This is a genomic window from Corynebacterium uropygiale, from assembly GCF_021568315.1.
GTDB lineage: Bacteria > Actinomycetota > Actinomycetes > Mycobacteriales > Mycobacteriaceae > Corynebacterium > Corynebacterium uropygiale.
On record NZ_JAKGSI010000004.1, the window covers coordinates 214,603 to 241,020 of the forward strand.

Below are 26,418 nucleotides of genomic sequence, written 5' to 3' on the forward strand. Positions count from 1 at the left end.
TCTGGGATTAGTGCTGGTAGAAGCTGGAAATGCGCTCGGCGTAGTACTCGTTGCCCGGCCCCGTGAGGTGGCCGGCCAGGTTGTGCAGGCCGCTGTCGTCGAAAATGGCGGCGTTGAGGCGCTGGCCCGGGTCGATGTTGAGGCAGCCGGAGTTGTTCTTCTCGATGTTGATCTCGTCTGCCATGTCGAGGTAGGGCAGGCCCTTCTCCTCCGCAACGGCGCGCTGCTCCGTGCGCAGCTCCTCCTGGTAGTAGCGGACGGCCGGGAAGTACCAGTGGCTCGTCTGCCCGAGGAGGTTCGTGGCGCAGGTGTAGTTGCCGCCGTCGGTCTCATCGGGGTAGCCCACCATGACGACCGTGGCGTTCGGCGCGGCCTCGCGGATCCGGTCGATCTGCGCGCTGACCTCCTTGTGGTAGAGGTCCAGCCGCTCCTCCTGCGGGCGCTGGAGGTTGCTCTTCTGGTAGGTGTCATTAACACCGATGACCACGCTCACCAGCTTGGTGTCCGGGGTGAGCGCCCCGTCACCCAGCGCGCGGTCGACCTGCTGGGAGAACATGTTGTGCGGGATGGGATCCTGCGGCGAGGGCGGGGTGTAGGCCGTCGCGCCCGGGCAGGAGTAATCGCTCAGCGTGAGCCCCGTCTTCGCGGCCACTCGCTTGCCGACGTTGTCCCCACCGTGCGCGCACCCGTCCACGGCTTCAACCTGGATAGGAAGTTCGGGGTGGGTGCCCTTCACCTTGGCCATGACGACGTCCAAGACCGTGGGGTTGGAGGGGATGGAATCACCAAAGCTCACATAGTTTCCGCTCGGCGCGGCGTCCTCCGCCTGCGCGGCCGTGGTCCCCAGCACGCCGCCGCCCAGGACGAGCGCGGAGGCGGCCACGGAGGCGACAACCCGAGATAACCGGCTCATTCTTTTTCCTTTCTGACAACACGAAACTCGCCGACACGTGCGGCGGTTCTTATTCGAAAGTATCAGAGTTGAGCGGAACTAGTTAGTGTTGCGATATGGTCTATTCCATGGTGTACGGTATAGTCCTTTAAACTCCCCCGAGCCCCTCTCGATACCCGTTCCCACCTGCGGTGTTACACAACTTCCTGAGTGCCCAATGAGCTGCCCATTAATCCCCTAAAAAGAAACAGAAAATGCTACCAATCCCACGCCGCTCTAAAAGACTAGACGTTTATTATCCGGTGAGAAATGTCACGGGAACCCTCCCGTGTGAGGGCACAAAAAAGGGGGCCGAGGGCGCGCACTTCGCGCATCCTCGGCCCGCGTCGGCGGGACAGCCCCGCCCGCTAGTTCCCGTGGGCCAGCTCCACCGCATATCGGGCGATCGCTAGCTCCTCGTTAGTGGGAACGACGAAGACCTTGATCGCCGAGTCATCAGTCGAAATTTCCCGGGGGCCGTCGTTGGGGGCGGCGTTCCGCTCAGCGTCGATCTTGATGCCATAGGGCTCCAGACCCGCCATTGCGTCCGCGCGGACGAAGCGATCATTCTCCCCCACGCCCGCGGTGAAGGTGATGGCGTTCACGCGGCCGAGCGCGATCATGTAGGAGCCGATGTAACGGCGCAGCTGGTGGATGTAGACGTTGTAGGCCAGCCAGGCGTCCTGGTTTTCCTCGTCGATCATGGCGCGCAGCTCGCGGAAGTCATTGACCCCGGAGAGGCCCTTCACACCCGACTGCTTGTTGAGCAGCGTGTCGAGCTCATCGATGCTCATGCCCGCGTTGCGCGCGAGGTGGAAGACGATGCCCGGGTCAATGTCACCCGAGCGGGTCCCCATGACGAGGCCGCTCAGCGGGGTCATACCCATGGAGGTGTCGACGGCCTCCCCGCCGCGGATCGCCGCACAGGAGGCGCCATTGCCCAGGTGCAGGGTGATCTGGTTGACGGCCTTGGCCGGCAGCCCGAGGAGCTCCGGCACCTGCTGGGAGACGTACTCGTGACTCGTGCCGTGGAAGCCGTAGCGGCGCACCCCGTTGTCCATGGCGACCTGCGCGTTGATGGCGTAGAGGGCGGCGGCCGGCGGCATGGAGTGGAAGAAGCCGGTGTCGAAGACCGCGACGTGCGGGACGTCCGGCAGGATGCGCCGGGCGACCTCGATGCCGTCGAGGTTCGCGGGGTTGTGCAGCGGGGCTAGCGGGATGAGGTCCCGGATCATGCCGATGATCTCATCCGTGATGATCTCCGGGTGGGAGAAGAGCATGCCGCCGTGAACGACGCGGTGCCCCACCGCGGAAATGTCCAGCTGCTCGGGGCCCACCCCGTGCTCGGCCATGAGCTCGAAGGCCATCGTGAGGCCGACGGAGTGGTCCGGGATCTCCGCCTGGACGGAGTACTTCTCCCCGCCCGTCTTCAGGGTGATCTGCCCGCGCGGCTCGCCGATCTGCTCGACGAGGCCGCTGGCCTTCGGATCCTCGGTGGCCTCCGCCTTTGGGTCGATGACCTGGAACTTGATCGACGAGGATCCAGAGTTCAGGACCAGTGCATAGGTCATTTCGCGGGCTTCTCCCCTCCAGCCTGGATGGCGGTGACCGCCACCGTGTTAACAATATCCGGCACCGTCGCGCCGCGGGACAGGTCATTGACCGGCTTGTTCAGCCCCTGCAGCACCGGGCCCACCGCGAGCGCCGCGCCCGTGCGCTGCGCCGTCTTGTAGCCGATATTCCCCGCCTCAAGGTCCGGGAACACGAAGACGGTCGCCTTGCCGGCCACCTCCGAGTCGGGCATCTTCTTCTTCGCGACACCCGCGTCCACCGCGGCGTCGAACTGGAGCGGCCCATCCACCTTGAGGCTGGGGTCCAAGCTCCGTGCCTTCTCGACGGCGGCCACCGCGCGGTCCACGTCCGGGCCCGCCCCGGAGCTGCCCGTCGAGTAGGACAGGATGGCCACGCGCGGGTCGATGCCAAACTGCGCGGCGGTGTGAGCGGAGACCACGGCGATCTCGCCGAGCTGATCCGCCGTCGGGTTGGGATTCACGGCGCAATCGCCGAAGGCCCACAGGCGCCCGCGCATGACCATGAGGAAGATGGAGGAGACCACGGAGGCCTCGGGGCGGGTCTTGATGATCTGGAAGGAGGGGCGGATGGTGTGGGCCGTCGTGTGGGCGGCGCCGGAGACCATGCCGTCGGCCATACCCTTGTAGATCATCATCGTGGCGAAGTAGGAGATGTCCTCCATGGTCTCGCGGGCCTGCTCGAGGGTGACGCCCTTCTTCTTCCGCAGCTCGGCGAAGGTCTGGGCGAAGTCCTCGCGGTGCGGGGAGGAGAGGTGGTCGATGATGGTGGCATCGCGCAGGTCAAGGCCCAGCTCCTCTTCGCGGCTGTGGATCTCCTCCGGCTTGCCGAGGATCGTCAGGCGGCAGATCTTCTCCCGCAGGAGGCGATCCGCGGCGATGAGGATGCGGTCATCGTCGCCCTCGGGGAGGATGATGTGCGCCTGCGCGGCGCGCGCCTGGGAGAGCAGCTGGTACTCAAAGACCGGGGCGGAGATGACCTTCTCCGCCGGTGTCTCGATGGCTGCACGCACGGCCTCGGTGTTCTCCAGCTCCTCGGCGGTGAAGGCCCCGCCCACGGTGGCCGCCAGCCGGCCGGCCTGCGCCTTGGCGAGGGAGACCGTGGCGTCGTGACGATCGACCACGAGGATGAGCGGGACGCCCAGCGCCGCCGCCATCTCCGCATCAAAGCTCACATTTTCCGTACCCCGGATGAGCGCAGGCCCCGCACCCAAGGGATCCTCAGAGACCACGGCCCCCAACTCGGGCTCCAGCCCGTCGAAGGAATGATGGAGTAGGCCCAGCCGATTGGCCAGCTCCTGAGTGTCAACGCCAGCAAAGCTGCGGCTCACCGTGGTCAGTACCGCGGAGCCGTTCCGGTCCGTCATAAAACTTGAGCCTTTCTGCATGGAGAGCTTCGGTGATTCACCACTGACAAACGACACCTAGTTTATCCCCTCGCCTGCTCCGGCGCGCGGCTTTTCGGGTGGAATCTTCCGACAACCTCGGAGAGCACGTATGATAAAGGGCCGATTGAGCCCAAACCCGTGGAAAAGGATGATCTTCTCTATGTCCCGACCTTTGCGTGTCGCTGTGATTGGCGCCGGCCCCGCCGGCATTTACGCCTCTGACCTGCTCATTAAGTCCGGCGAGGCCGTGAGCGTCGACCTCTATGAGAAGATGCCCGCGCCCTTCGGCCTCATCCGCTACGGCGTCGCCCCGGACCACCCCCGTATTAAAGGAATCGTCACCTCGCTGCACCGGGTGCTCGACAAGCCGGAGATCCGCCTCCTCGGCAACATCACCATCGGCGAGGACGTCACGGTCGAGGAGCTGCGCCCCTACTACGACGCCATCATCTTCTCCACCGGCGCCACCGGGGACCGCGACCTCCCCATCCCCGGCTCCGACCTGCCCGAGTCCATCGGCGCCGGCGAGTTCGTCGGCTTCTACGACGGCAACCCCCTCTTCGAGCGCGGCTGGAACCTCCAGGCCCAGAAGGTGGCCGTCGTCGGCGTGGGCAACGTGGCCCTCGACGTCTCCCGCGTCCTCGCGAAGACGGCCGATGAGCTCAAGGTCACGGAGATCCCGGACAACGTCTACGAGAACCTCTCGCAGAACCAGGCCACCGAGGTCCACGTCTTTGGCCGCCGCGGGCCCGCCCAGTGCAAGTTCACCCCGAAGGAGCTCAAGGAGGTGGACGAGTCGCCGACTATCGAGGTGATCGTCGACCCCGAGGACATCGACTACGACGCCGCCTCCGAGGAGGCCCGCCGCGCCTCGAAGTCCCAGGACCTCGTCTGCCAGACCCTCGAGGGCTACGCCCTGCGCGAGCCGCAGAACGCGCCGCACAAGATCTACATGCACTTCTTCGAGTCCCCCGTGGAGATCCTCGGTGAGGACGGGCACGTCGTAGGCTTCCGCACCGAGCGCACCCGCCTCAACGGCGACGGCACCGTGAGCGGCACCGGCGAGTACCGCACCTGGGACGTCCAGGCCGTCTACCACGCCGTCGGCTACCGCTCCGACGCCGTGAACGGGGTGCCCTTCGACGCCGAGCGGGCCGTCATCCCCAACGACGGCGGGCACGTCCTCGACCCGGAGACGGGCGAGCCCATCACCGCCCTCTACACCACGGGCTGGATCAAGCGCGGCCCGGTGGGGCTCATCGGTAACACGAAGTCCGATGCCAAGGAGACCACCGACATGCTCCTCAGCGACTGGCGCGAGGGCCGCTTGCCCGAGCCCGCCCAGCCCGGCCAGGAGGAGGTGCTCGAATTCCTCGAAAAGGACAAGGGCCTCGCCATCACCACCTGGGAGGGCTGGTACCGCCTCGACGCCGCCGAGCGCGCCGCCGGCGAGGGCGAGGGCCGCGAGCGCAAGAAGATCGTCGAGTGGGACGAGATGCTCAAGCACGCCGGCCCGCAGGCCGACTAATCACGGGCCGCGGGGGCTCGCGTAGTTTATGGCTATGACCATCTTCTACGCCGCCTCGCATATCGGGGCGCTGAGCCCCCAGGAACTCCACGCGCTGTACAAACTGCGCGTGGATGTTTTTGTGCACGAGCAGCAGTGCCCCTACCAGGAGATCGACGACATCGACGCCCTGGATACCACCACACACATCCTCGTGTGGCGCACCGATCCGCAGCGCCACCTCGTCGGCTGCGCGCGCGTCTACCCCGAGGGGGATCACATCATGATGGGCCGCATCATCACGGCCCCCGAGGAGCGCGGGAACGGCCAGGCCTCCGAGATGATCCACCAGACGCTGCGCATGATCGAGCACCGCTACCCCGGCCAGCCCGTGGAGCTTCACGCCCAAACGCGGCTCACCGGGTTCTATGAGCGCTTCGGATTCACCGTGAGCGGGGATCCCTTCCTGGAGGAGGGGATCAGCCACACGCCGATGCGTCGTCTCCCAGACGCACCTCAATAGCGCGCACCGCGGCCGAGGAGGCCGAGCGCGCCTCCTCCGTGCTCTCTCCCGTCGCGAGCGCCACGCCCATCCGCCGCCGCGGGTAGGCCTGGGGCTTGCCGAAGAAGCGCAGGTCCACCTCCGGGTAGGACAGGGCCGCCGCGATGCCCGTGTAGGACACCCGCTCCGAGTCCCCCGCCGCGTGGATGACCGAGCAGGAGCCCGGGGAGGTGAGGGTGACGTCGATCGGGAGGCCGAGGATCGCGCGGGCGTGGAGATCAAACTGGGAGAGCCGCTGGGTTGCGAGCGTCACCATGCCCGTGTCGTGGGGCCGCGGGGAGACGCCGGAGAAGTACACGTCATCGCCGGCGACGAAGAGCTCCACCCCGAAGAGCCCCTGGCCTCCCAGGTAGTTCGTGATGCGGGCCGCCACCGAGCGCGCATTGTCCAGGGCCCGCTCGGACATCGCAAGCGGCTGCCAGGACTCGATGAGGTCCCCGCCGCGCTGCACGTGCCCGATGGGCTCGCAGAACCACGTCGCCGGCTTTTCCGTCTCCGGGTCGATGGAGCGCACCGTGAGCATGGTCATCTCGCAATCGAAGTTGACGAAGCGCTCGACGATGACGCGCCCGCCCACCTCCTGGGCCAGCTCCCACGCCCGCTCGACGTCCTCCTCGCTGCGCAGAATCATGTGCCCGCGCCCCGCCGAGCCGCGCACCGGCTTCACCACGCAGGGGTAGCCCATCTGGCCGACGGCCACCTCATACTCCTCGAACGTGGAGGCAAAAGCATAACGCGAGGTCGGGAGGCCCAGTTCCTCGCTGGCCGCGCGTCGAATCCCCTCGCGCTCCACCGTGAGCTCGATCGCGTGGGCCGTGGGCACGACGGCCGCGAGCCCCGATTCCTCAATCTCCTTGAGGGCGGAGATGCTCGCCGCATCGCACTCGGGGACCACGACGTCCGGGCGCACCCGCCGAACGAGGTCGACGAGGGCCGCGTGGTCGCTGAGGTCCACGAGGTGCGAGCCGTGGGCCAGCTGCAGCGCCGGAGCATTGGCATAGTTATCGGCCGCGTGCACCTCCACGCCGAAGCGGTGGAAGGAGCTCACCATCTCCCGGCCGAGCTCCCCCGCCCCGAGGAGCAGGACGCGGGTGGCCGTCTCAGAGAGCGGGGTGCCAAGGCGATCCGGACACAGCACGATGCGTTAATCCTCCAGCACGTCGTGGACAACGATGGTCTGATCCCGGCCCGGGCCCACGCCGATGTAGGAGATCCGGCAGCCGGAGAGCTCCTCCAGGCGGCGCACATAGTCCTGGGCGCGCTGCGGGAGCTCCTCGAAGGTGCGGCAGTGGGTGATGTCCTCCTCCCAGGCGGGCATGGTCTCGAAGATCGGCTCCGCGTGGTGGAACTGGGACTGGGTGAGCGGCATCTCGTCGAAGCGCTCCCCGTCGACGTCATAGGCGACGCAGATCGGGATCTCCCCGATCCCGGTGAGGACGTCGAGCTTGGTGAGGAAGAGATCCGTGAAGCCGTTGACGCGGCTCGCGTAGCGGGCGATCACCGAGTCATACCAGCCGCAGCGGCGCTTGCGGCCGGTGTTCACGCCGATCTCCCCGCCGGTGGTCTGGAGGTACTCGCCCCACTTGTCGAAGAGCTCCGTCGGGAAGGGGCCGGCGCCCACGCGGGTGGTGTACGCCTTGATGATGCCCAGGGAGCTCGTGATCTTCGTCGGGCCGATGCCGGAGCCCACGCAGGCCCCGCCGGCCGTCGGGTTGGAGGAGGTGACGAAGGGGTAGGTGCCGTGGTCGACGTCGAGCATGGTGGCCTGGCCGCCCTCCATGAGAACGTGCTTGCCCTCGTCGAGGGCCTTGTTGAGCACGTACTCGGCGTCGATGACCATGGGGCGCAGGCGCTCCCGGTAGCCGAGGAAGTACTGGACGATCTCCTCGGGGTCGATGGCGCGGCGGTTGTACATCTTCACCAGCGTCTGGTTCTTCACGTCGAGCGCGGACTCGATCTTCTGCCGCAGGATCGACTCATCGAAGACGTCCTGGACGCGCAGGCCGATGCGGGAGACCTTGTCCGCGTAGGTCGGGCCGATGCCGCGCCCCGTCGTGCCGATGGCCCGCTTGCCGAGGAAGCGCTCCTGCACGCGGTCGAGGACCTGGTGGTACGGGGCCACGAGGTGCGCATTGCTGCTGATGCGGAGGCGGGAGGCGTCGGCGCCGCGGGCCTCCAGCCCGTCAATCTCGGAGAAGAGCGCCTCGAGGTTGATCACCACGCCGTTGCCGAGGATCGGGGTCGCATTCTCCGAGAGCAGGCCCGCGGGGAGGAGCTTGAGCTCGTACTTCTCGCCTCCCACCACGACGGTGTGCCCGGCGTTGTTCCCGCCATTCGGCTTCACCACGTAATCCACGCGGCCACCGAGGATGTCGGTGGCCTTGCCCTTGCCCTCGTCGCCCCACTGGGCGCCAACAATGACGATCGCAGCCATGTCTCTTCTACTTCCGTTGTTGAGGGGAGTTGATGCGCACAGGATTTTACTACGTACCCTCCGCGGCGCTGAGCATGCGCCGCATGTGGTGCGCCGTGGCGGCCGGGTCCGCCGCCTCGGTGAGAGCCCGCACGACGACCACCCGCCGCGCCCCCACCTCCTGCACCTCCGGGAGCGTCTCCGGGTTGATCCCGCCGATCGCGAACCAGGGCTTCCCCGCCGGGTTCGACGACGACCCCTCCGCGAGCTCCCGGGCGCGGGCAATGAGCGGGAGGCCGACGGGGTCCCGGCCCGGCTTCGTCGGGGTGCGCCACACGGGGCCCATGCAGGCGTAGTCCAGGCCGTCGTCGGCGAGGGAGTCCCGGAACATGGCCTCGCTGCGGTTCGAGCGGCCCAGGAGGATGTCTGTGCCGAGGAGCGATCGGGCCTGCGCGGTGCTCAGGTCCCCCTGGCCGAGGTGGAGGATGTCCGCCCCGACCAGCGCCGCCACATCCGCCCGATCATTGACCGCGAAGAGTGTGCCCTGCTCGTGGGCGATCTCGGCGAGGGTGGCGAGGGCCTCGATCTCCGCCCGGGCCTCGAGCTTCTTGTCGCGCAGCTGGATGATGTCCACCCCGCCCTCGTAGCAGGAGCGGAGGAAGGAGGGCAGGTCACCCTGGGCGCGGCGGGCGTCGGTACACAGGTAGAGGCGGGCCTGCCGCAGGAGGGCGAGGCGCTCCTCCCGGGTGCGGCGCGGGTGGGGCTCGCGGGGGAAAAGCTGGCGGGGACTGTACGTGCTCGACATGGGCCCTATAGTAGGGGCCCAGAACACCGACGAGAGGGCCAGCGGGCCCGAAAGGGACAGGCAGCGAAGATGGGCCAGCCAGAGCAGGTCATCATTGTGGGCGGCGGAATTATTGGGCTCGGGACGGCGCTGGAGCTGCGCCGGCGTGGGCTCCGCGTTCGGGTTTATGATCCCGAGCCCGCCTCGGGAGCCTCGCGGGCGGCGGCCGGGATGCTCGCTCCCGTCGCGGAGGTCGTGTGGGATCAGCCGGGGCTCTACCCGCTCATGGTGGAATCCGGGCGGATCTACCCGGAGTTCGTCGAGGCGATCGCCGGGGAGAGCGGGGCGACGGACCCCGCGGAGGTGGGCTACCTGCCGATGGAGACCCTCGTCTGCGCGGGCGACGCGGCGGACCGCCGCACCCTCGCCGAACTCATGGAGCTCCAGCACGAGCTGGACATGGAGGTCTCCCTGCTCAGCGCCCGGGAGGCCAGGCGGCGGGAGCCGGAGCTCGGGCCGGGAGTGGTAGGCGCCGTGCACATTCCCGGCGACCACCAGGTGAACCCGCGGCGCCTCACCGCCGCCATGCTCCGCGCGCTGGGCGAGGATGTTCACCGGGCGCGCGTCCGCGGCCTGCACTGGGAGGAGGGCCGGGTGGCCGGCGTGTTCCTCAAGGGGGAGGAGGCGCCCGTGCGGGCCGATCACGTCCTCCTCGCGGCCGGCCTGGGGTGCGCCGGGATCGAGGGGCTCCCCTCCGAGCTCAGCCTGCCCGTCCGGCCGGTCTTTGGGGAGGTCCTGCGCCTGCGCGCCCCGGAAGGCCGCGTGCCGCTGGCCCGGCACGTCATCCGGGGGATCGTCCGCGGGCGGCCGGTCTATGTGGTGCCGCGCTCCGATGAGGAAGTGGTCCTGGGGGCCACCACCCGGGAGGATGAGCGGGAGGGCGTCGTCGTCGAGGGCGTCTACCAGCTCCTTCGCGACGCCAGCCGGCTCGTCCCCGCGGTGCTCGACTGCGAACTCACCGAGGCCATCGCCCGGGCGCGGCCCGGCTCCCCCGACGACGTCCCGATGATCGGGCGCGTCGCGGAGGGGCTCAGCGTGTCCACCGGATACTTCCGGCACGGGATTCTCCTCGCCGCGCTGGGTGCCCGCCTCGGAGCCAACGCCGTCTGCGGCACCCCGATGCCCGAGAACACCGCCCGGGCCGTGGACCCGTGGAGGTTTAGCGAGCACGGAGCCTACGCCGACCACACTCAGCAGAACACCCAGTTGTAAAGGAGCGCACAGCATGACGCAGGTGAGCATCAACGGCGAGCCCTACGAGCCCGCCGCGGGAGAAAGTATCCGTGACCTCGTGGAGGCCCGGACCGGGAAGCCCGTGACGGAGGGGCCGCTCGGGATCGCGGTGGCCCAGGATGGGGCCGTGGTGCCGCGCAGCCGCTGGGCTGAGACCCCGGTGGCGGGCAGCATCGAGATCGTCACGGCCGTCCAGGGAGGCTAGGCATGAGCGGATTGCAGATCGCCGGGCGGGAGTTTGCGTCGCGCCTCATCATGGGCACTGGTGGGGCGACGAGCCTCGATACCCTCGAACGCGCCCTCCTTGCTTCCGGGACGGAGCTCACGACGGTGGCCATGCGCCGCCACGCTGTGCGTCGAGATGGCGGCTCCTCGGTATTTGAGATTCTCCAGCGCTGCGGGATCGCGCCGCTGCCCAACACCGCGGGCTGCTATTCCGCGCGGGACGCGGTGCTCACCGCGGAGCTCGCCCGCGAGGCGCTACAGACTGACCTCATCAAGCTCGAGGTCATCGCGGATGAGGACACGCTCCTGCCCGACCCCGTCGAGCTCGTCGACGCCGCGGATCAGCTGGTCAGCCGCGGATTCCAGGTGCTCGCCTACACCAACGTTGACCCCGCCCTCGCGAAAAAGCTCGAGGAGCTCGGCTGCGTGGCGGTCATGCCGGCGGGCGCGCCCATCGGGACGGGGCTGGGCATCCTCAACCCGCACAATATTGCGCTCATCGTCGAGCGCGCCGAGGTGCCCATCATTCTCGACGCCGGCCTCGGCACCGCCAGCGATGCCGCCCTGGCGATGGAGCTCGGCTGCGACGGGGTGCTCCTCGCCTCCGCCGTGACGCGCGCCCATGACCCGGTGCGCATGGCCACCGCGATGAAGCTCGCCGTGGAATCCGGTGCCCTCGCCCGCGAGGCCGGGCGCATCCCCCGGCGCCACCTGGCCCTCGCGAGCTCCCCGATGGAGGGGCTCCTCCGCGTGGAGCCCGGCTCCCGGGAGGAGGAGGCGCTGTGAGCGGGGAGGACGCGGCCGGTCAGGCCGCCGCGGACCCCGCGCATTCCGCGCCGCCCATCCCCGCCGAGCGCCTGCGCCCCCTCAGCCCGGCGGAGTCCGCCCGCTATGCGCGCCACCTCACGCTCGGGGAGGTCGGGGCCCGTGGCCAGCAGGCGCTGCGGGCCGCCCGGGTGCTCGTCGTCGGCGCGGGCGGGCTGGGTGCTCCCATCATCCAGTACCTCGCGGCGGCGGGGGTGGGCCACCTCAGCATCATTGATGACGACGTGGTGGAGCTCTCCAACCTGCAGCGACAGGTGATCCACCGCGAGGAGGACCTCGGCCGCCCGAAGGCCGAGTCCGCGCGCGACGCTGTGCTGCGCCTCGACCACCGCGCGAGCGTCCGGGCCCTGCCTGAGCGGCTGGGGCCGGAGAACGCGCTGCCGCTTTTCGAGGAGCACGATGTGGTCCTCGACGGGGCGGATAATTTTGCCACCCGCTACCTCTCCAGCGATGCCGCGGAGATCACCGGCACACCGCTCGTTTGGGGGACGATTTCCCAGTTCAGTGGGCAGGTTTCGGTCTTCGCTCCCGGCCGCGGCCCCATGCTCCGCGACCTCTACCCCGACATCCCACCCGCCGACTCCGTTCCCTCCTGCGCAGCCGGCGGGGTGCTCGGCGCGGTGGTGGGCCAGGTGGGGGCGCTCATGGCGGTGGAGGCGATCAAGCTCATCACCGGCATCGGGCGGCCCGCAATCGGCCGGCTCCTTCTCCTCGACGCCCTCGCCGCCACCCAGCGGGAGCTCCGCGTGGAGCGGGATCCGGGGAGGCCTGCCGTCGAGACCCTTCACGAGGTGGCCGCGGCGTGCGGGACGGCTGCGGCGGCGGGGTCTGTACCCTCGATCAGCCTCGCGGAGCTCCTCGACGGGCCCCCTGAGCTTCTGCTCGACATCCGCGAGCCCGCCGAGCGCGCCGGCGGGCACCTCCCCGGGGACCGGGCGCTGCCGCTCGGGCGGATCCTCGAGGAGGGCTGGGCGGCCGTCGCGCCCCTCGCGCCGCAGGGCCGGATGGTGCTCTACTGCCGCTCCGGGGCGCGCTCCGAGCGGGCCGTGCGCCGCCTCCTCGCCGACCCCGCCCTCCCCGCCGGGATCGACGTGCGCAGCCTCAGCGGCGGCTACCTCGGCTACGAGGCCACCACCCTGCACCCCTAGAATCCCCCTCATGGCCCTCCTCATCCTCGCGTGCGGGCCCGAAGCCCAGCGCCTCTGCGCCGAGCACGCCCCCGACGCCCACCCCCTCCCCGCCGAGCCCACCCGCAGTGACCTGCGCTTCCTCGACGAGGAGGCCCGGCGCATCCTGCCCGTGGACCCCACCCCCTCCCTCCAGGAGATCGCGGCCCGCCCCGACGTCCCGCACCTCGGCGCGCCCGGGCCGGCGCCCCAGCAGCCGGAGGAGCCGCTGCGGGTCATCGTCGTGGGCGCCGACGCCGCGCTGAGCCTCGTCCTCACCCGGCTCATGCGCGCCGACCACCTCTGGGCCGAGATCGGCTTCGTGCCGCTGGGCCGCAGCGTCGTCGCCACCACCTGGGGGCTGCCCACCGAGCCCGCGGAGGCCCTCGCCCTCGCGCACGAGGAGGCCGTGCGCCCCGTGCCGCTCATCCGCTCCGACAAGGGCGTCGCGGTGGCCGGCTCCGCCACCCTCAGCGAGTTCTCCGAACGCGAGTACACCGGCGAGATCATCGTCGACGACGCCACCCTTCTCTTCCACGAGGCCCCCGAGGGCACCCCGCCGCTCTTCGGGCACTACGGGGCGAGGCTGGTCCCGCTGCTCGACGCGCCGGGGATTGCCGCCGCGCCGCTCATCACCCCGCTGCACGGGCGGGCCGGCCGCCGCGAGGTGGCCCCCGAGGTGCTCTACCGGCGCTGGTCCTCCCCCGGCACCCGGTGGCTCACTCGCGGCGCGACCCAGCCGGATGCGCTCGTCGAGCCCAACCCGGAGGCCGTCCTCCGCGGGCGGGCGGTGCAGACCGGGGGCGTCGGGATTCGTGTGACGATTGATGGGATCTCCGCGCCGCGGCCGCTCGAGAGGGCGACGTTCTATCGGCACCTCCGGGACCTCCAAGCGGTGCGCCCCCGCTATGCTTAAACACCGATACGTGCTGCACAAGGAAGGACAACTATGCCACGGGACATCAACGACCTCGCCCACGCCACCGCCTACGACTCAGCGGGCGAGAAGCTCGGCTCCGTCAAGGAGGTCTTCATCAACGACGCATCGGGGCAGCCCGACTTCGTCGAGGTGGGCCGCGGAATGCTGGGCCTGAAGTCCGCGATTGTGCCGCTCAAGGGCCACCGCCTGGAGGGGGACTCCCTGCACCTGTCCTTCGCGAAGGATGTCATCGCCAAGGCGCCCACCCCCGATGACGACGCCCACCTCACCCCCTGCGACCATGACGCGCTCTTCGAGCACTACGGCCTGAACTCCGGCAGCGCCCACGCCGCGGAGGAAGCCCCCACCGAGTACGTCGACACCGAGGCGGACCAGGACTAGTCCTCGTCCCACACCTCCGGGGGATAGGCGGGAGTGCGGCTCGTCGGGGCGAGCACCGCCACCGCCGATTCGCGGCGCATCCCGCACACCTGCAGCATGTCCACGATGATGCTGCGCGTCTGCGCGAGGAGCGCCACCGCCGAGAGCACCCGCCGGTCCGCCACGCCCTCGCCCGCCCGGGCGCCGAGGCGACGCAGCCGGCGCACGATCTCGGGGATCTCCTGGGCCTCCGAGAGGTCAGAGTGCTTTTCGTAGAGGTCCGCGAGGGTCTGCGCAATATCCGAGAGCTCCTCGATGAGCGCGATCTGTTCCTTCGAGACCTGGTCCCCGTCCTCGCAGAGGACGAGCCCCCGGCGCGCGAGGACCCGGGAGTTGCGGATCATGTTGTCCACGGGCCCGAGCATCCGCTCGAGGCTGCGCACCCGGCGCCGGGATCCCCAGAGCAGCGGGGAGAGCGTCGTGTTCTCGCGGGCGGTCTTCGCGGCGTCGAGGAGGGCGTTGATGTTGCCTTGGGTGCCGCGCACGGCCTTGAGGGCGCTATCCAGGGCCTGGTAGTCGGACTTCGGGAGGGCCACCGCGACGTCGTGGAGGACGGAGGAGGCGATGCTGAGGATCGTCGTCACCTCCTGGCGGCCGTTGCTCAAGGGGGAGGCGGGGATGATCGCGAAGACGAGGATGGCCACCACCCCGCCGATAATCGCGTCCACGGGGCGCTCGTAGCCGGCCGCGGTGCCGGGCGGCATGATCGTTGAGATGAGGATCGAACCGATGGCGATTTGGTTGGTGACCAGCGGTGATTTCGAGATGAACGACGCCGCCAGCAGCGAGGCCCCCACGGCGACGGTGATCTGCCAGGATCCGGGCCCAATCTGGGCGATGATGACGTCACCAATGGCCACGCCCGCCGAGCACCCGATGGACATCTCCACCGCCCGGCGCAGGCGCCCCGCCCCGCCGGCCAGGCCGAGAATGATGATCGAGGCGATCGGCGCGAAGAAGGCCTGCTCGTGGCCGAAGAGGTGGGTGGCTACCCAGTAGCTGCCCCCGGCGGCGATCGTCGCCTGCACGATCGCCCACAGACGGGAGCGCACCCGCAGAGCCCTGGATTTCAGCGAGGAATCGAGGGCGCGGATGCGCTCAATAGTGCCGACGCGACGCCGGCGGTGCTGGTCATCCATAGGGACCAGCCTAATGCCTCTGTCTACTTGGACAGGGTGGTTCCCACGGAGTGGAGATCCTGGCAGGCCTCGACGATACGATCCGCCATGCCCTGCTCAGCGGCCTTAAGGTAGGAGCGGGGATCGTAGAACTTCTTGTTGCCGACCTCCCCGTCGATCTTCAGCACGCCGTCGTAGTTGCTGAACATGTGGCTGACGATCGGGCGGGTGAAGGCGTACTGGGTGTCCGTGTCGACGTTCATCTTCACGACGCCATAGCCCAGCGCCTCCTCAATCTTCTCCTTCTCGGAGCCGGAGCCGCCGTGGAAGACGAAGTCGAAGAACTTCTCCTCCGCGCCCAGGCCGAGCTTCTCGCGGGCAACATCCTGGCCCTGCTTGAGGACCTCGGGGCGCAGCTTCACGTTGCCGGGCTTGTACACGCCGTGGACGTTGCCGAAGGTGGCGGCCAGCAGGTAGCGGCCCTTCTCCCCGGTGCCGAGGGCGTCGATGGTCTTCGCGAAGTCCTCCGGGCTGGTGTAGAGGTTGGCGCCGGCCTTCGCCTGGACACCGTCCTCCTCGCCACCGACGACGCCGATCTCCACCTCGAGGATGATGTTCGCGGCCTTCGCCTTGGCGAGCAGCTCCTGGGCGATCTCCAGGTTCTCGTCGATCGGGATGGCGGAGCCGTCCCACATGTGGGACTGGAAGAGGGGGAGCTCGCCGCGGTCGACGCGCTCCTGGGAGATGGCGATGAGCGGGCGCACGTACTCGTCGAGGACGTGCTTCTGGCAGTGGTCGGTGTGCAGAGCCACGTTGATCCCGTAGTGCTTGGCAGCCTCGTGAGCGAAGGCGGCGAGGGCGCAGGCGCCGGCAACCTTGTTCTTCACGGAGAGGCCGGAGCCGAACTCGGCGCCGCCGGTGGAGAACTGGATGATGCCGTCGGATTCTGCCTCAGCGAAGCCACGGAGAGCGGCGTTGATGGTCTCCGAGGAGGTGCAGTTGATCGCGGGGTAGGCGAAGCCTTCCTTCTTCGCGCGATCGAGCATCTCGCCATAGACTTCGGGGGTTGCAATCGGCATGGGTTGGTCCTCTCTGACACAGGACGATGAACTTGTCCCCCTTATTATGCTCCCCCATAGTGCATATTTCCCCTGGCTAGGGACGAAAAAGAGGGCCGAGGCCGCCGCGGCGACCGGCCCTCTCCCGCTGACCTGCGGATTTCCGGTTATTTCCGATAATTTTTGCCTGTGTGAGATTCGCTACGTGTCCTTGTTGGAATCCACATAGTCGGCCACGCGGGCCGCCGCCTCCAAGAGCATCCACCCGGAGAGCTGGACCGAGAGGTCCCGCTCCGCCACCCGGATGACGCCCAGGGACTCCGGCAGACTCGAGCGCCCGAGCCCATAGTTGTGGGGCAGGCGGGCATCCTCCGTCCAGTTCGTCGCGAAGATGGGCAGCCCATCCACCTCCAGGCGGTGGTTCCACGCGCTCTCCGCGGAGGCAAGCACGAGGCGGGCGGCGATCTTCTTCACCGCCCGGTTCGTCGGGTTGTCCGAGGGCAGGCGCACCGCGATGTCCGCCAGGTAGCGGGCGAGGATCCCCTTGAAGAGGCCGCCGTCGCCGTCGCCGGTGGGGGTGTTGAGCACGCCCTGCGGGGTGGCGAGGTGGATGTTCACCGCCTCGATGAGGGAGCGGATCCGCGAGATGTAGACCATCGCCTCCTCCATCTTCTCGGCGTCCGCGACGTCGCGGATCTCATCCGCCTCCGCGAAGCCCGCCCGCGCCCGCAGGTGGAGGGCGATTTCCAGGCAGGCCCCCAGGGTCACGCCCTGGCAGTAGGGGTGGATGGCCTCGACGATCTCCGGGCCGTGCATCCGCATCCGCAGGCCGTCCATGATGAGGCCGTCCTCGTTGACGAGGTGGTCATAGATCCAATCGGTGAGCTCGATCGCCTTATCCAGGCGCCCCGTGCGCGCCATCATGATCGCCGAGGGGCCGTTGGTTGGGGTGTTGTAGAAGGTCTCCCCGCGCCGCCACGGCAGGACCCCCGTGAGGCTATCGATGCCCGAGATGATGTCGAACTCCAGCTGGGCGAGCTGCTTCGGCGCCTTGATCCCGCGGATCTCCCCGGCGCGGGCCATCGCCAGCGCGAGCCACGCCTTGTCATCGTAGTAGCGGTTCTTGCTCAGCTTGCCGAGGTTGCGCATCTGAATGCCGCGGAGGGTGCGGCGGATGCGGCGGCGCCGCTGCTGGGTTTCGCGGCGGAGGGCGGCGTCGACAAGGCAGTCAAGATAATGGGCCTGCCACCAGTAGTGCCAGTGGACGTGCAGCTTTTCCTTCGTGGTGGGCGGCCAGGCCACCACGGCGATGTTCGTATTGGGCAGGCCCCACAGCTTCGAGCCGTGGCGATCATTCAAAGCATTCTCCGCGAGATCCGCGCGGTGTGCCCACTTTTCTTGCACGGTAGTTTCGTCCCTCACCTAGTCGTTCACGCTGAGAGTAGCACGCGCGGCGCGAGGCTCACGCGCAACCCGGGCCGAGCCTCACCACGCCTGCCGGAGATCGGCGTGTTGTCTCACCCAACTATGCATGGCAATGCCCGCCGCTACCCCCGCATTGATGGAGCGCGTCGAGCCAAACTGCGCAATCGAGCAGGTCATGGCAGCCCTGCCCTGCGCCTCAGGGGTGACCCCCGGGCCCTCCTGCCCGAAAAGGAGGAGGCAGCGCCGCGGGAGTTCGGTGGTCTCCAGGGGCACGGATCCCGGGGTGTTGTCGATGGCGACGACGTCCAGCCCCTCCCCCGCCGCCCAGTCGAAGAGTGCGGCCGTGTCCAGGTGGTGGCGGAGGTGTTGATAGCGGTCGGTCACCATGGCGCCCCGCCGGTTCCACCGCCGCCGGCCCACGATGTGCACGGTGTCCACCGCGAAGGCGTTGGCCGTGCGCACCACGGTCCCGATGTTCGCGTCATTCTCGAAGTTCTCGATCGCGATGTGTAGCGGGTGGCGCCGCGTATCAATGTCCTCGATGATCGCCGGGCGGGACCAATAGCGATAGGCGTCCACGACGTTGCGCCGGTCCCCCTCCGCGAGGAGCTCCGGGTCCAGCCGGGGATCCTCCGGGCGCGGCACCCCGGGGTGCTCCTCCTCCCAGGGGCCCACCCCGTGCCGCCCCTCGCCCCACTCGGTGGGGCCGGGCTGGTGGGGGTCACGCAAGGTCGAGGTCCTCCAGGCCCAGGAGGTAGCGGTACTCGAGCCCAGCATCCGCGATGGCCTCTGCCGCGCCGGTGTTGCGGTCCACCACCGTGGCCACGCCGACGACGATAGCCCCCGCCTCGCGGAGCGCCTCCACCGCGGTGAGCGGGGAGTTGCCGGTGGTCGTCGTGTCCTCCACGACGAGGACGCGCTTCCCCTCGACGTCGGGCCCCTCGATGCGGCGCTGCATGCCGTGCTTCTTCTGCTCCTTGCGGACGACGAAGGCGTCGATGTCGCGCCCCTCGGCGTGCATGATCGATGTGGCGACGGGATCCGCCCCGAGGGTCAGGCCGCCGACGTGGTCGAAGTCCCAGTCCGCCGTGAGCTCCCGGAGGAGGGAGCCGATGAGGCGGGAGGCCCGGTGGTGAAGGGTGGCGCGGCGAAGATCGACGTAGTAGTCCGCTTCCTTCCCCGAGGAGAGCGTCACCCGCCCGTGCACCACGGCAAGCTCTTTGACCAGTTCAGCTAGCTCTGCGCGCTTCTTGGTATCCATGATTCCTAAGAGTAGTCGTCCTCCTCGCGGGCCCGATCGGAGAGGGGATCCGTGCCGAGCTCCTCGGCCAAGTCATCGAAGATCGTCGAGCCGCTGCTTAAGTCCCGGAGGATGCGCGCGGCATCGGGGTTCGGCGCCGGGCGCGGCGAGCCCTCCCCCGCGATGGCCTCCACCTCATCCCCGCCGAGGGGGCGCGGCTCGACCACCCCGCGGCTCTCCGGCTGGGAGCGGCTCGGCATGTCCGCCGGCTCCTCCGGGCGGATGACCAGCGGCGTTGCGGTGATGTCCGGCTCCGCCGGGTTGAACTCCTCCTCCGGGGTGGGCGGCGGGGGCATGAGCCGGGAGGGGTGCTCCGGCGGGTAGACCGGCGGGGTGCCGGCCGGCCCGCGCGGCGGCAGCATCCGCGAGGCGTCCGCGATGAGCCCCAGCGGCCCGGCCACCGCCTCCCAGGTGTCCTGGTGGCTGCCGCGCTCAAGCTCGGCGATCGCCCAATCGGACTCCAGCCACACGGCGGTGACCGTCGGGGGCAGCGCGTGGAGGGCCCGGCGCACCCGCGGATCCACCATCCGCTCCGCCGGCCCCACATCCGTGGCGAGGACATCAAATCCCGCCACGTTCCCCGCCGGCAGGAGGTCCTCCGAGCTCTGAGCCACCATCCCGGGGCGTCGCATGTCGACGACGACCTCCGAGGCCTCACCCCGGCGCAGCGCCATGACCGGCGTGCCGCCCAGGCTGGCGAGGTACATCTCATAGCCGCCGATCATGCCCCGGACCACGTCCTTCGGCGCCGCACCGCTCGCCGCGGCGCCGCGCGTCCACTCATCGTCGAGGTAGGGGTCCTGGCGGGCGAAGTCCCAGCCGTGGGCCTCCGCCCAGGTGCGGCGCTCGCGGCGCTGCGTCACGGGCAGGCCGAAGGCGCCGGTGCCCGGCGAGGGGGACTCGGCCGGCGCGGGAGCCGGGGTGGGCTCAGCGGCGGGCGCGGCCTGCTCCTCAGCCGGTGCCGCCGGCGCCGCCCAGTCCTCCGACGGCTCCTCGGGCTCCCGCTCGGCGGCGGAGGCGGGGGCGGGATCTGTCGCGGCGGGGTGGGCGTCGGCCCACTCCTGCTCTGGTTCCTCGCGGCCGAAGAGCTCGTCCATGTCCGGCTCGGCTTCGGGGGCGGGGCTCTGCGCCGGGCCGGGGGTCCGGCGGCGGCGAGCGTCGAGAACAAAGAGGAGGATCCCGATGAGGGCCGCGACCCCGGCGAGGGGGAAAATCAGTGTGCTCATTGGCGTCCGCGTTCTACCGGCAGGGCCGGGGTTGCGCACCATTGGGACCAGCCGCCGACGAAGTGGCGCGGCAGCTGGAAGCCGGCTTCCTCCATCGCGGCGATGACCTGTGCGGAGTGGTTGCCCGAGCCGGAGTAGATGATCATGTTCTCGCTCGGGGTGTCGGGGGTGATGCCCTCGCGGGCGAGGCGCTCGCGGATCTCCTCGGGGCTGCGGAAGGTGCAGTCCTCGTTGAGGAGGTCGCGGTTAGGGAGGTTGATCGCGCCCGGGATGTGGCCGGCCTTGAGGTCGAGGACCTCCCGCTCCCCCGCGTAGCGGCTGGGTTCGCGGGTGTCGATGAGGATGACGTCCGGGCCGGCGTCGACCACCTCCTCCAAGGTGGCGACGGGCATCTGGCCCGGGTTCACCCGGACGGTGCAGGCGTGGGCAAGGTTGCCCGGGCCGCCGAGCACCCGATAGTCCTTGTTCAGCCAGGTGGCCAGGCCGCCGTCGAGGATCTTCACGTCGCGCAGCCCGGCCCAGCGCAGCACCCACCACGCGCGGGCGGCGTAGAGGCCGCGGCCCTCGTCGTAGACGGTGACGGGGCGGTCAATGCGCACGCCCCAGCGCTCCCACCAGCGGGAGAGAATGTCCGGGTCGGGGAGGGGGTTGCGGCCGTCGGCGGGTCCGGGGACGCCGGCAAGCGCAGTCTGAGGGTCACAGTAGTGGGCGGTAGGAATGTGCTCAGAGGTGAATTTCTGCCGCCCCTCGTGCTCCTTCGGACGCCAGTAGCACCCGATGAGCGTCCCCCCACGTCCGTGGTAGACGGCGTCCGCTAAGTCCGTGGCTGACACGAGATTACCCATGCGCACGAGCATAAAGGCCAGGGCGACTCTCCGCCAGGACAGCCGGAACACGCTGGGGAAGGGCGCCCTCCCTCCTCCTTTGTTGACACGTCATATAAACCTGTGGCACACTCTCCCCCGTTCCCGTTTCCCCACTTTCTCAGGATGTTCCTATACTTCGTCTTCCCCCCGTTGTCCAGAATGTGCTGCTTCTCCTCGCCCGCGTGGGCCTCGGCGTGGTCCTCACCGCGCACGGGTGCCAGAAGTTCTTCGAGTGGGGGATGGCCGGCACCACCGAGAGCTTCGGCCAGATGGGCGCCCCGCTGCCGGGTCTGAGCGCCTGGATTGCCGCGATCATCGAATTCTTCGGCGGGATCCTCCTCATCGCCGGGGCGTTCACCTCCGTGGTGGGGATCCTCGTGGCTCTCAACATGCTGGGCGCCTGGCTCATCGCGCACGTGAGCGCCGGCACGATCTTCGTGGCCAAGGGCGGCCCCGAGCTCGTCATCGCCCTCGGCTGCGGCGGCCTGCTCCTCGCGGCGGCCGGTGCCGGCCAGTGGAGCGTCGATGCTCTCCTCGCCCGTCGCCAGCGCGCCCCGGGGACGGCGGGGGCGGCGGGGGCGACGGGGGCGGCGACGCCCACCGCGGCCTAAGCTCACCCCCTTCCGAATCGCAGGAGAAAGGGCCGGCAGCGCGATGCTGCCGGCCCTTGTGCTCTGCCTGAGCGCTTAGTCGGCCGGGTGCTGGGCCTTCACGTCGAGGCGCTCACCACCCTCGGCGACGTCCACGAGGACCGTATCCCCGTCGGACACGGCGCCGGCGAGCAGCTCGCGGGCCAGCGTGTCGCCGATCGCCTGCTGGATGAGGCGGCGCAGCGGACGGGCACCATAGGCCGGGTCGTAGCCGCGCTCGCCCAGCCAGGAACGGGCCGCGTCGGAGACGCTGAGCGTAAGGCGGCGGGCGGCGAGGCGCCGGGCCAGCTGACCCACTTGGATGTCCACGATGTGCGTGAGCTGCTCGTGGCTGAGGGCGTCGAAGGTGACGACGTCATCGAGACGGTTGATGAACTCCGGCTTGAAGGCCTTCTTCACCGCCTCCATGATCTGCTCCTTCGTGCCACCCGCACCGAGGTTCGAGGTGAGGATGAGCAGCGTGTTGCGGAAGTCCACCGTGCGGCCCTGGCCGTCGGTGAGGCGGCCGTCGTCGAGAACCTGGAGGAGGACGTCGAAGATGTCCGGGTGGGCCTTCTCCACCTCGTCGAAGAGGACGACGGTGTAGGGGCGACGCCGCACCGCCTCGGTGAGCTGGCCGCCGGCGTCGTAGCCGACGTATCCGGGGGGCGCGCCGACGAGCCGCGCCACGGAGTGCTTCTCCGAGTACTCGGACATGTCGATGCGGACCATGGCGCGCTCATCGTCGAAGAGGAACTCGGCGAGGGCCTTGGCCAGCTCCGTCTTGCCCACGCCCGTCGGGCCGAGGAAGAGGAAGGAGCCGGTGGGCCGGTTCGGGTCGGCCACCCCGGCGCGGGCGCGGCGCACCGCGTCAGAGACAGCCTTCACCGCGTCCTCCTGCCCGACCACCCGGTGGGCGAGCTCCTCCTCCATGTGGAGGAGCTTCTCCGTCTCACCCTGGAGCATCTTGCCGGCGGGGATGCCGGTCCACGCGGAGACGACCTCCGCGATGGTGTCCGGGGTGACCTCCTCGGAGAGCATCGCGTTGTTCTGGCCCGCCTGGACCTCGCTCTCTGCGGCGGCGACCTCCTTCTCCAGCTCGGGGATGCGGCCGTAGCGCAGCTCGGCGACCTTGCCATAGTCACCGTCGCGCTCCGCGATCTCGGACTCCTGGCGAAGCTTCTCCAACTGCTCCTTGGCCTCGCGGACGCGGTCGATGGCCTCCTTCTCATTGGACCAGCGGGCCTTCAGCTCGGCGAGCTTCTCCCGCTCATCGGCGAGCTCCCCGCGGAGCTTCTCCAGCCGCTCCTTCGAGGCGGCGTCGGTCTCCTTCTCCAGGGCGACCTCCTCGATCTCGAGGCGCCGCACGATGCGCTCGAGCTCGTCGATCTCCTGCGGGGAGGAGTCAATCTCCATGCGCAGGCGGCTCGCGGCCTCGTCGACGAGGTCAATCGCCTTGTCCGGCAGGAATCGGCTGGTGATGTAGCGGTCCGAGAGCGTGGCCGCCGCAACGAGCGCCGAGTCCTGGATCCGCACACCGTGGTGCACCTCGTAGCGCTCCTTGAGCCCACGAAGGATGCCGACGGCATCTTCCACGCTCGGCTCGCCGACGTACACCTGCTGGAATCGACGCTCCAGCGCCGCATCCTTCTCGATGTACTTGCGGTACTCGTCGAGGGTGGTCGCGCCCACGAGCCGCAGCTCACCGCGCGCGAGCAGCGGCTTGATCATGTTGCCCGCGTCCATCGCCGAGTCCCCGGTCGCGCCGGCGCCGACGATGGTGTGCAGCTCATCGATGAAGGTGATGATCTGCCCGTTGGCGTTCTTGATCTCGTCGAGCACAGCCTTGAGCCGTTCCTCGAACTCACCGCGGTACTTCGCGCCCGCGACCATCGAGCCGAGGTCCAGCGAGATGAGCGTCTTCCCCCGCAGCGACTCCGGCACGTCACCGGCCACGATCCGGCGCGCCAGGCCCTCGACGATGGCGGTCTTCCCGACGCCCGGCTCACCGATGAGAACCGGGTTGTTCTTCGTCCGCCGGCTCAGCACCTGCACCACCCGGCGGATCTCCGTGTCTCTGCCGATCACCGGGTCAATGTCCCCGTTGCGCGCTCGCTGGGTGAGGTCCGTCGAGTACTTCTCCAGCGCCTGGAACTGGCCCTCCGGGTCCTGGGTGGTCACCTTCTGGTTGCCGCGCACCGAGGGGAACGCCCCGGTGATGGCCTCGTAGCTCGCGCCGTAGCGGCCGAGCATCTCCGCGGCGTCCGAGGAGCCGCGGGCGATCCCGGCGAGCAGCACCTCGGTGGACACGTATTCATCGCCGAGCTCCCCGGCGAGCTCCTGGGCGGCCGTCAGCGCATTGAGGGCGTCGCGGTTGAACTGGGGGTTCGCCATGTTCGAGTCCTCGGCGGAGGGGTAGGACTCGACGAGCTTCCGGGCCTCCGCGAGGATGGTCGAGGGCTCCGTCCCGGTGGCCTTGAGCACCGGCGCGGCCACACCATCCGGCTGATCAAGAATAGCGACGAGCAGATGGGCCGGGCGGATGTCCGGGTTCCCCGCTGCGCTCGCCGCCTGGAGGGCCGCCTGGAGGGCTTCCTGGGTCTTCGTGGTGGGGTTAAAAGAGCTCATGACGTGGTCCTTTCTGGGGTCTTTTTTGTCAATCACTCTCTATAACGCGCCGGAAGTTGAGTGTGTTCCACTCAAGGCCAACTTTTTTGAGTCGAGGGGGCTCAAGGTTGGGGTGGGGTGGGCGGCCGGCTCGCGCGCCCGCGCCCACGCCCCGCGCCCGCTAGTCGAACTCGCTGAACTTCTGCGCCCAGGCGGTGCGCACCGGGTCGGCGTCGGCGAGGAGGAGGTCGAAGCGATCATTCGCGATGCTGACGATCTCCGTGAGGGCCACGCGATGCTCCTGCTCATCGGAGTTTGCGAGGCGGCGCACGCCCTCCTCGATGACGCGGTCGGCGGTGTCGTCCGTGGCGAGGTAGGCGACGAAGGGCATGCCGAAGCGCTCGCGGTAGGCGGAGCTGATGCCGAGGAGGCGCTCGCGCTGGACGTCGTCGAGCTCCCCGATGCCGAGGGAGCCGCGCGCGTGACCGAGGGCGGGGTCGGAGTTTTCGTCCGCGAGGATGAGGGTGGCCATGTCGGGGTAGTCGTGGATGAGCTGCTCGCGCTCCTCGTGGCCGGCGGTGAGCACGGCCACCTGCACGGCCTCGCGCAGCTCGCTGACGTCCTCGAAGGGGCGCATCTCCCAGGCGCGCTCGAGCGGCCAGGTGTGCTCGTTGAAGAGGCTGCGCAGCGTCTTCGTGAAGGTCTCCCGGTCCATGCGGTTGATGGCGTCGATCGTCACCGCCCGGCCTCGATTCGCGGCCACCGCCTGCTCGCCACCGCGGCGGCCGATGTGGTGGAAGAGGAGGTTGAGGATGATCGCGGTGATCGCGCCCGTCGACATGCCCGAGGAGACGAAGATGCGCGCCCAAGAGGGCAGCACCTCCGCGATCTCCGGCTTGAAGGTGACGAGCATCGCGAGGCTCAGCGCCGTCGTCACGATGACGGCGTTCCGGTTATCCGTCATGTCCGCCTTCGCGATCGTCTGGAGGCCCACCCACGCCACGTTCGCGAACAGCATGAGCGAGGCCGCGCCCAGCACCGGCGCCGGGATAGAGGCGACGACGGCCCCCGCCTTCGGCAGCAAGCCCAGCACAATCATGAAGCCCGCCGCGGCCGCCGCCACCCAGCGGGACTTCACCCCGGTGATCCGCACGAGGCCCACGTTCTGCGCGAAGCAGGTGTACGGGAAGGAGTTCATCACGCCGCCGAGCACCGTCGAGACCCCATCCGCGCGAAGCGCGCGGGCCACATCATCCTTGCGGATCCGGCGCTTGACGATCTCGCCGGTAGCGAAGACGTCACCCGTGGTCTCCACCATGGTGATCGCCATGACGATGATGAGCGAGACGCACGCTGCGACATTGAACTGCGGGATGCCGAAGTAGAAGGGGGTGGTGATGCCAATCGGGGCGGCCGTGGCGACCTCGCTGAGGTTCGCGTCCCCCAAGGCGAGCGCCACCGCCGTGCCCGCCACCAGGCCGATGAGCACCGCGAGCGTCCCCAGGAAGCCCGTGAAGAAACGCTGCACCAGCACAATGACGACGAGCGTGAACGCCGCATAGGCGATGTCCCGCACCGCGGGCGTCCCCTCCGCGTAGTTGACCACGTCATTCGCCGAGACCGCGAGCAGCGAGGTCCCCATGACCAGCAGCACCGAGCCCGTCACCACCGGAGGGAAGAACTCCAGCAGCTTCGTGAACACCGGGGTGGCGAAGAAGGTGAAAAGCCCCGAAACGATGACCGCCCCGTAGATCGTCGGGAGGGCCTTGACGCCCCCGGCGCCGTTCGTCACCCCCAAGCCCACCGCGATGATGGGGGCCACCGCGGTCGTCGTCACGCCCTGCACGATGGGCAGCCGCACCCCCACGTGGCGCCCGATGCCGACGGACTGGATGATCGTCGCCAACCCGCAGGTGAGGAGGTCGGCGTTGATGAGGTGGATCGTCGTCGCCGAATCCAGCTTCAGCGAGGACGCGATGAGCAGCGGGACAATGACCGCGCCCGCGTAGAAGGCGAGCACGTGCTGGAGGCCCAGGGCGGCGAGCTTCGGGGCGGCGGGCACTCGGTCCACCGGGTGCCGAACATCGATGGCAGCAGGAGTGGTAGTCACCCCGCTAGTGTCCCACATCCGCCCCTCACCCTGGGA

At 69.1% G+C, this 26,418-nt stretch carries 24 protein-coding genes; 9 read left to right on the forward strand and 15 right to left on the reverse strand.

The features are described 5' to 3' along the window. Positions 1 to 7: 7 nt before the first annotated feature. From L1O03_RS08720 to pta, 3 genes are all read right to left on the reverse strand, one after another. Entirely contained in the window at positions 8 to 913 is a 906-nt protein-coding gene (locus L1O03_RS08720) for a GDSL-type esterase/lipase family protein (protein ID WP_236119396.1), read from the reverse strand. Positions 914 to 1,299: 386 nt separating this feature from the next. Continuing rightward, positions 1,300 to 2,502 carry an acetate kinase gene (locus L1O03_RS08725; RefSeq protein ID WP_236119397.1) on the reverse strand — a complete coding sequence of 401 codons (1,203 nt, stop codon included), beginning with the start codon at positions 2,500 to 2,502 and terminating at the stop codon, positions 1,300 to 1,302. Continuing rightward, entirely contained in the window at positions 2,499 to 3,887 is a 1,389-nt protein-coding gene (pta, locus tag L1O03_RS08730) for a phosphate acetyltransferase (RefSeq protein ID WP_236119398.1), read from the reverse strand. The genes L1O03_RS08725 and pta overlap by 4 nt, the downstream gene beginning before the upstream one ends. A gap of 181 nt (positions 3,888 to 4,068) precedes the next feature. On the opposite strand from pta, the gene L1O03_RS08735 reads away from it, so the two are divergent. Continuing rightward, the gene (locus L1O03_RS08735) at positions 4,069 to 5,436 is read left to right on the forward strand and encodes an FAD-dependent oxidoreductase (RefSeq protein ID WP_236119399.1); all 1,368 of its coding nucleotides are present in this window, start codon (positions 4,069 to 4,071) and stop codon (positions 5,434 to 5,436) included. 34 nt (positions 5,437 to 5,470) lie between these two features. Next, positions 5,471 to 5,938, forward strand: coding sequence for a GNAT family N-acetyltransferase (locus L1O03_RS08740; protein ID WP_236119400.1), 468 nt, complete (start codon positions 5,471 to 5,473; stop codon positions 5,936 to 5,938). On the opposite strand, the gene purT is transcribed toward L1O03_RS08740, so the two are convergent. The 3 genes from purT to thiE are packed head-to-tail and all read right to left on the reverse strand — an operon-like array spanning position 5,895 to position 9,195. Further along, entirely contained in the window at positions 5,895 to 7,115 is a 1,221-nt protein-coding gene (purT, locus tag L1O03_RS08745) for a formate-dependent phosphoribosylglycinamide formyltransferase (protein ID WP_236119401.1), read from the reverse strand. The two genes, L1O03_RS08740 and purT, sit on opposite strands and share 44 nt — an antisense overlap. Positions 7,116 to 7,121: 6 nt before the next feature. Further along, positions 7,122 to 8,411: an adenylosuccinate synthase gene (locus tag L1O03_RS08750; protein ID WP_236119402.1), complete on the reverse strand. Its 1,290-nt coding sequence runs from the start codon at positions 8,409 to 8,411 to the stop codon at positions 7,122 to 7,124. Positions 8,412 to 8,460: 49 nt separating this feature from the next. Then, positions 8,461 to 9,195, reverse strand: a complete 735-nt coding sequence (thiE, locus tag L1O03_RS08755) for a thiamine phosphate synthase (RefSeq protein WP_236119403.1) — start codon at positions 9,193 to 9,195, stop codon at positions 8,461 to 8,463. Between the two features lie 69 nt (positions 9,196 to 9,264). Here thiE and thiO point away from each other — a divergent pair, with 69 nt between their 5' ends. From thiO to L1O03_RS08785, 6 genes are read left to right on the forward strand one after another with little or no spacing between them, the layout of a single operon-like run. Beyond that, positions 9,265 to 10,446, forward strand: a complete 1,182-nt coding sequence (gene thiO / locus L1O03_RS08760; RefSeq protein WP_236119404.1) for a glycine oxidase ThiO — start codon at positions 9,265 to 9,267, stop codon at positions 10,444 to 10,446. A 13-nt stretch (positions 10,447 to 10,459) separates the two neighbouring features. Beyond that, complete coding sequence (gene thiS / locus L1O03_RS08765; protein WP_236119405.1) at positions 10,460 to 10,672, forward strand: sulfur carrier protein ThiS; 213 nt, start codon at positions 10,460 to 10,462, stop codon at positions 10,670 to 10,672. Positions 10,673 to 10,674: 2 nt separating this feature from the next. Beyond that, positions 10,675 to 11,478, forward strand: a complete 804-nt coding sequence (locus L1O03_RS08770; protein ID WP_236119406.1) for a thiazole synthase — start codon at positions 10,675 to 10,677, stop codon at positions 11,476 to 11,478. After that, a complete protein-coding gene (moeB, locus tag L1O03_RS08775; protein WP_236119407.1) occupies positions 11,475 to 12,665 on the forward strand; it encodes a molybdopterin-synthase adenylyltransferase MoeB in 1,191 nt (396 codons plus the stop codon). Before L1O03_RS08770 ends, moeB begins: the two co-directional genes overlap by 4 nt. Before the next feature lie 10 nt (positions 12,666 to 12,675). Continuing rightward, positions 12,676 to 13,599, forward strand: a complete 924-nt coding sequence (locus tag L1O03_RS11540) for a diacylglycerol kinase catalytic domain-containing protein (protein WP_268914227.1) — start codon at positions 12,676 to 12,678, stop codon at positions 13,597 to 13,599. Positions 13,600 to 13,632: 33 nt separating this feature from the next. Continuing rightward, a complete protein-coding gene (locus tag L1O03_RS08785; protein ID WP_236119408.1) occupies positions 13,633 to 14,004 on the forward strand; it encodes a PRC-barrel domain-containing protein in 372 nt (123 codons plus the stop codon). On the opposite strand, the gene L1O03_RS08790 is transcribed toward L1O03_RS08785, so the two are convergent. The 7 genes from L1O03_RS08790 to L1O03_RS08820 form a co-directional block, all read right to left on the reverse strand. Continuing rightward, positions 14,001 to 15,182, reverse strand: a complete 1,182-nt coding sequence (locus L1O03_RS08790) for an FUSC family protein (RefSeq protein ID WP_236119409.1) — start codon at positions 15,180 to 15,182, stop codon at positions 14,001 to 14,003. The genes L1O03_RS08785 and L1O03_RS08790 overlap by 4 nt on opposite strands. A 23-nt stretch (positions 15,183 to 15,205) precedes the next feature. Then, a complete protein-coding gene (gene fbaA, locus L1O03_RS08795; protein ID WP_236119410.1) occupies positions 15,206 to 16,240 on the reverse strand; it encodes a class II fructose-bisphosphate aldolase in 1,035 nt (344 codons plus the stop codon). Positions 16,241 to 16,420: 180 nt separating this feature from the next. Beyond that, a complete protein-coding gene (locus L1O03_RS08800) occupies positions 16,421 to 17,623 on the reverse strand; it encodes a glycoside hydrolase family 76 protein (protein ID WP_236119411.1) in 1,203 nt (400 codons plus the stop codon). A gap of 81 nt (positions 17,624 to 17,704) precedes the next feature. Further along, positions 17,705 to 18,421 (reverse strand): TrmH family RNA methyltransferase, encoded by a 717-nt coding sequence (locus tag L1O03_RS08805; RefSeq protein ID WP_420830324.1) that lies wholly within the window; start codon positions 18,419 to 18,421, stop codon positions 17,705 to 17,707. After that, on the reverse strand, positions 18,366 to 18,905 hold the full coding sequence (gene pyrE / locus L1O03_RS08810) for an orotate phosphoribosyltransferase (protein WP_236119413.1): 540 nt from the start codon (positions 18,903 to 18,905) through the stop codon (positions 18,366 to 18,368). Before pyrE ends, L1O03_RS08805 begins: the two co-directional genes overlap by 56 nt. Positions 18,906 to 18,910: 5 nt before the next feature. Beyond that, positions 18,911 to 20,170 (reverse strand): hypothetical protein, encoded by a 1,260-nt coding sequence (locus tag L1O03_RS08815; RefSeq protein WP_236119414.1) that lies wholly within the window; start codon positions 20,168 to 20,170, stop codon positions 18,911 to 18,913. Beyond that, entirely contained in the window at positions 20,167 to 21,015 is an 849-nt protein-coding gene (locus L1O03_RS08820) for a sulfurtransferase (RefSeq protein WP_236119415.1), read from the reverse strand. The genes L1O03_RS08815 and L1O03_RS08820 overlap by 4 nt, the downstream gene beginning before the upstream one ends. 182 nt (positions 21,016 to 21,197) lie before the next feature. Here L1O03_RS08820 and L1O03_RS08825 point away from each other — a divergent pair, with 182 nt between their 5' ends. Beyond that, positions 21,198 to 21,647 carry a DoxX family protein gene (locus L1O03_RS08825; protein WP_236119416.1) on the forward strand — a complete coding sequence of 150 codons (450 nt, stop codon included), beginning with the start codon at positions 21,198 to 21,200 and terminating at the stop codon, positions 21,645 to 21,647. 75 nt (positions 21,648 to 21,722) lie between these two features. Here L1O03_RS08825 and clpB read toward each other — a convergent pair whose 3' ends face one another. Both clpB and L1O03_RS08835 read right to left on the reverse strand, forming a co-directional pair. Continuing rightward, entirely contained in the window at positions 21,723 to 24,293 is a 2,571-nt protein-coding gene (gene clpB / locus L1O03_RS08830) for an ATP-dependent chaperone ClpB (RefSeq protein ID WP_236119417.1), read from the reverse strand. 160 nt (positions 24,294 to 24,453) lie between these two features. After that, positions 24,454 to 26,400, reverse strand: a complete 1,947-nt coding sequence (locus L1O03_RS08835) for a solute carrier family 23 protein (protein WP_420830325.1) — start codon at positions 26,398 to 26,400, stop codon at positions 24,454 to 24,456. Between the last annotated feature and the right edge of the window lie 18 nt (positions 26,401 to 26,418).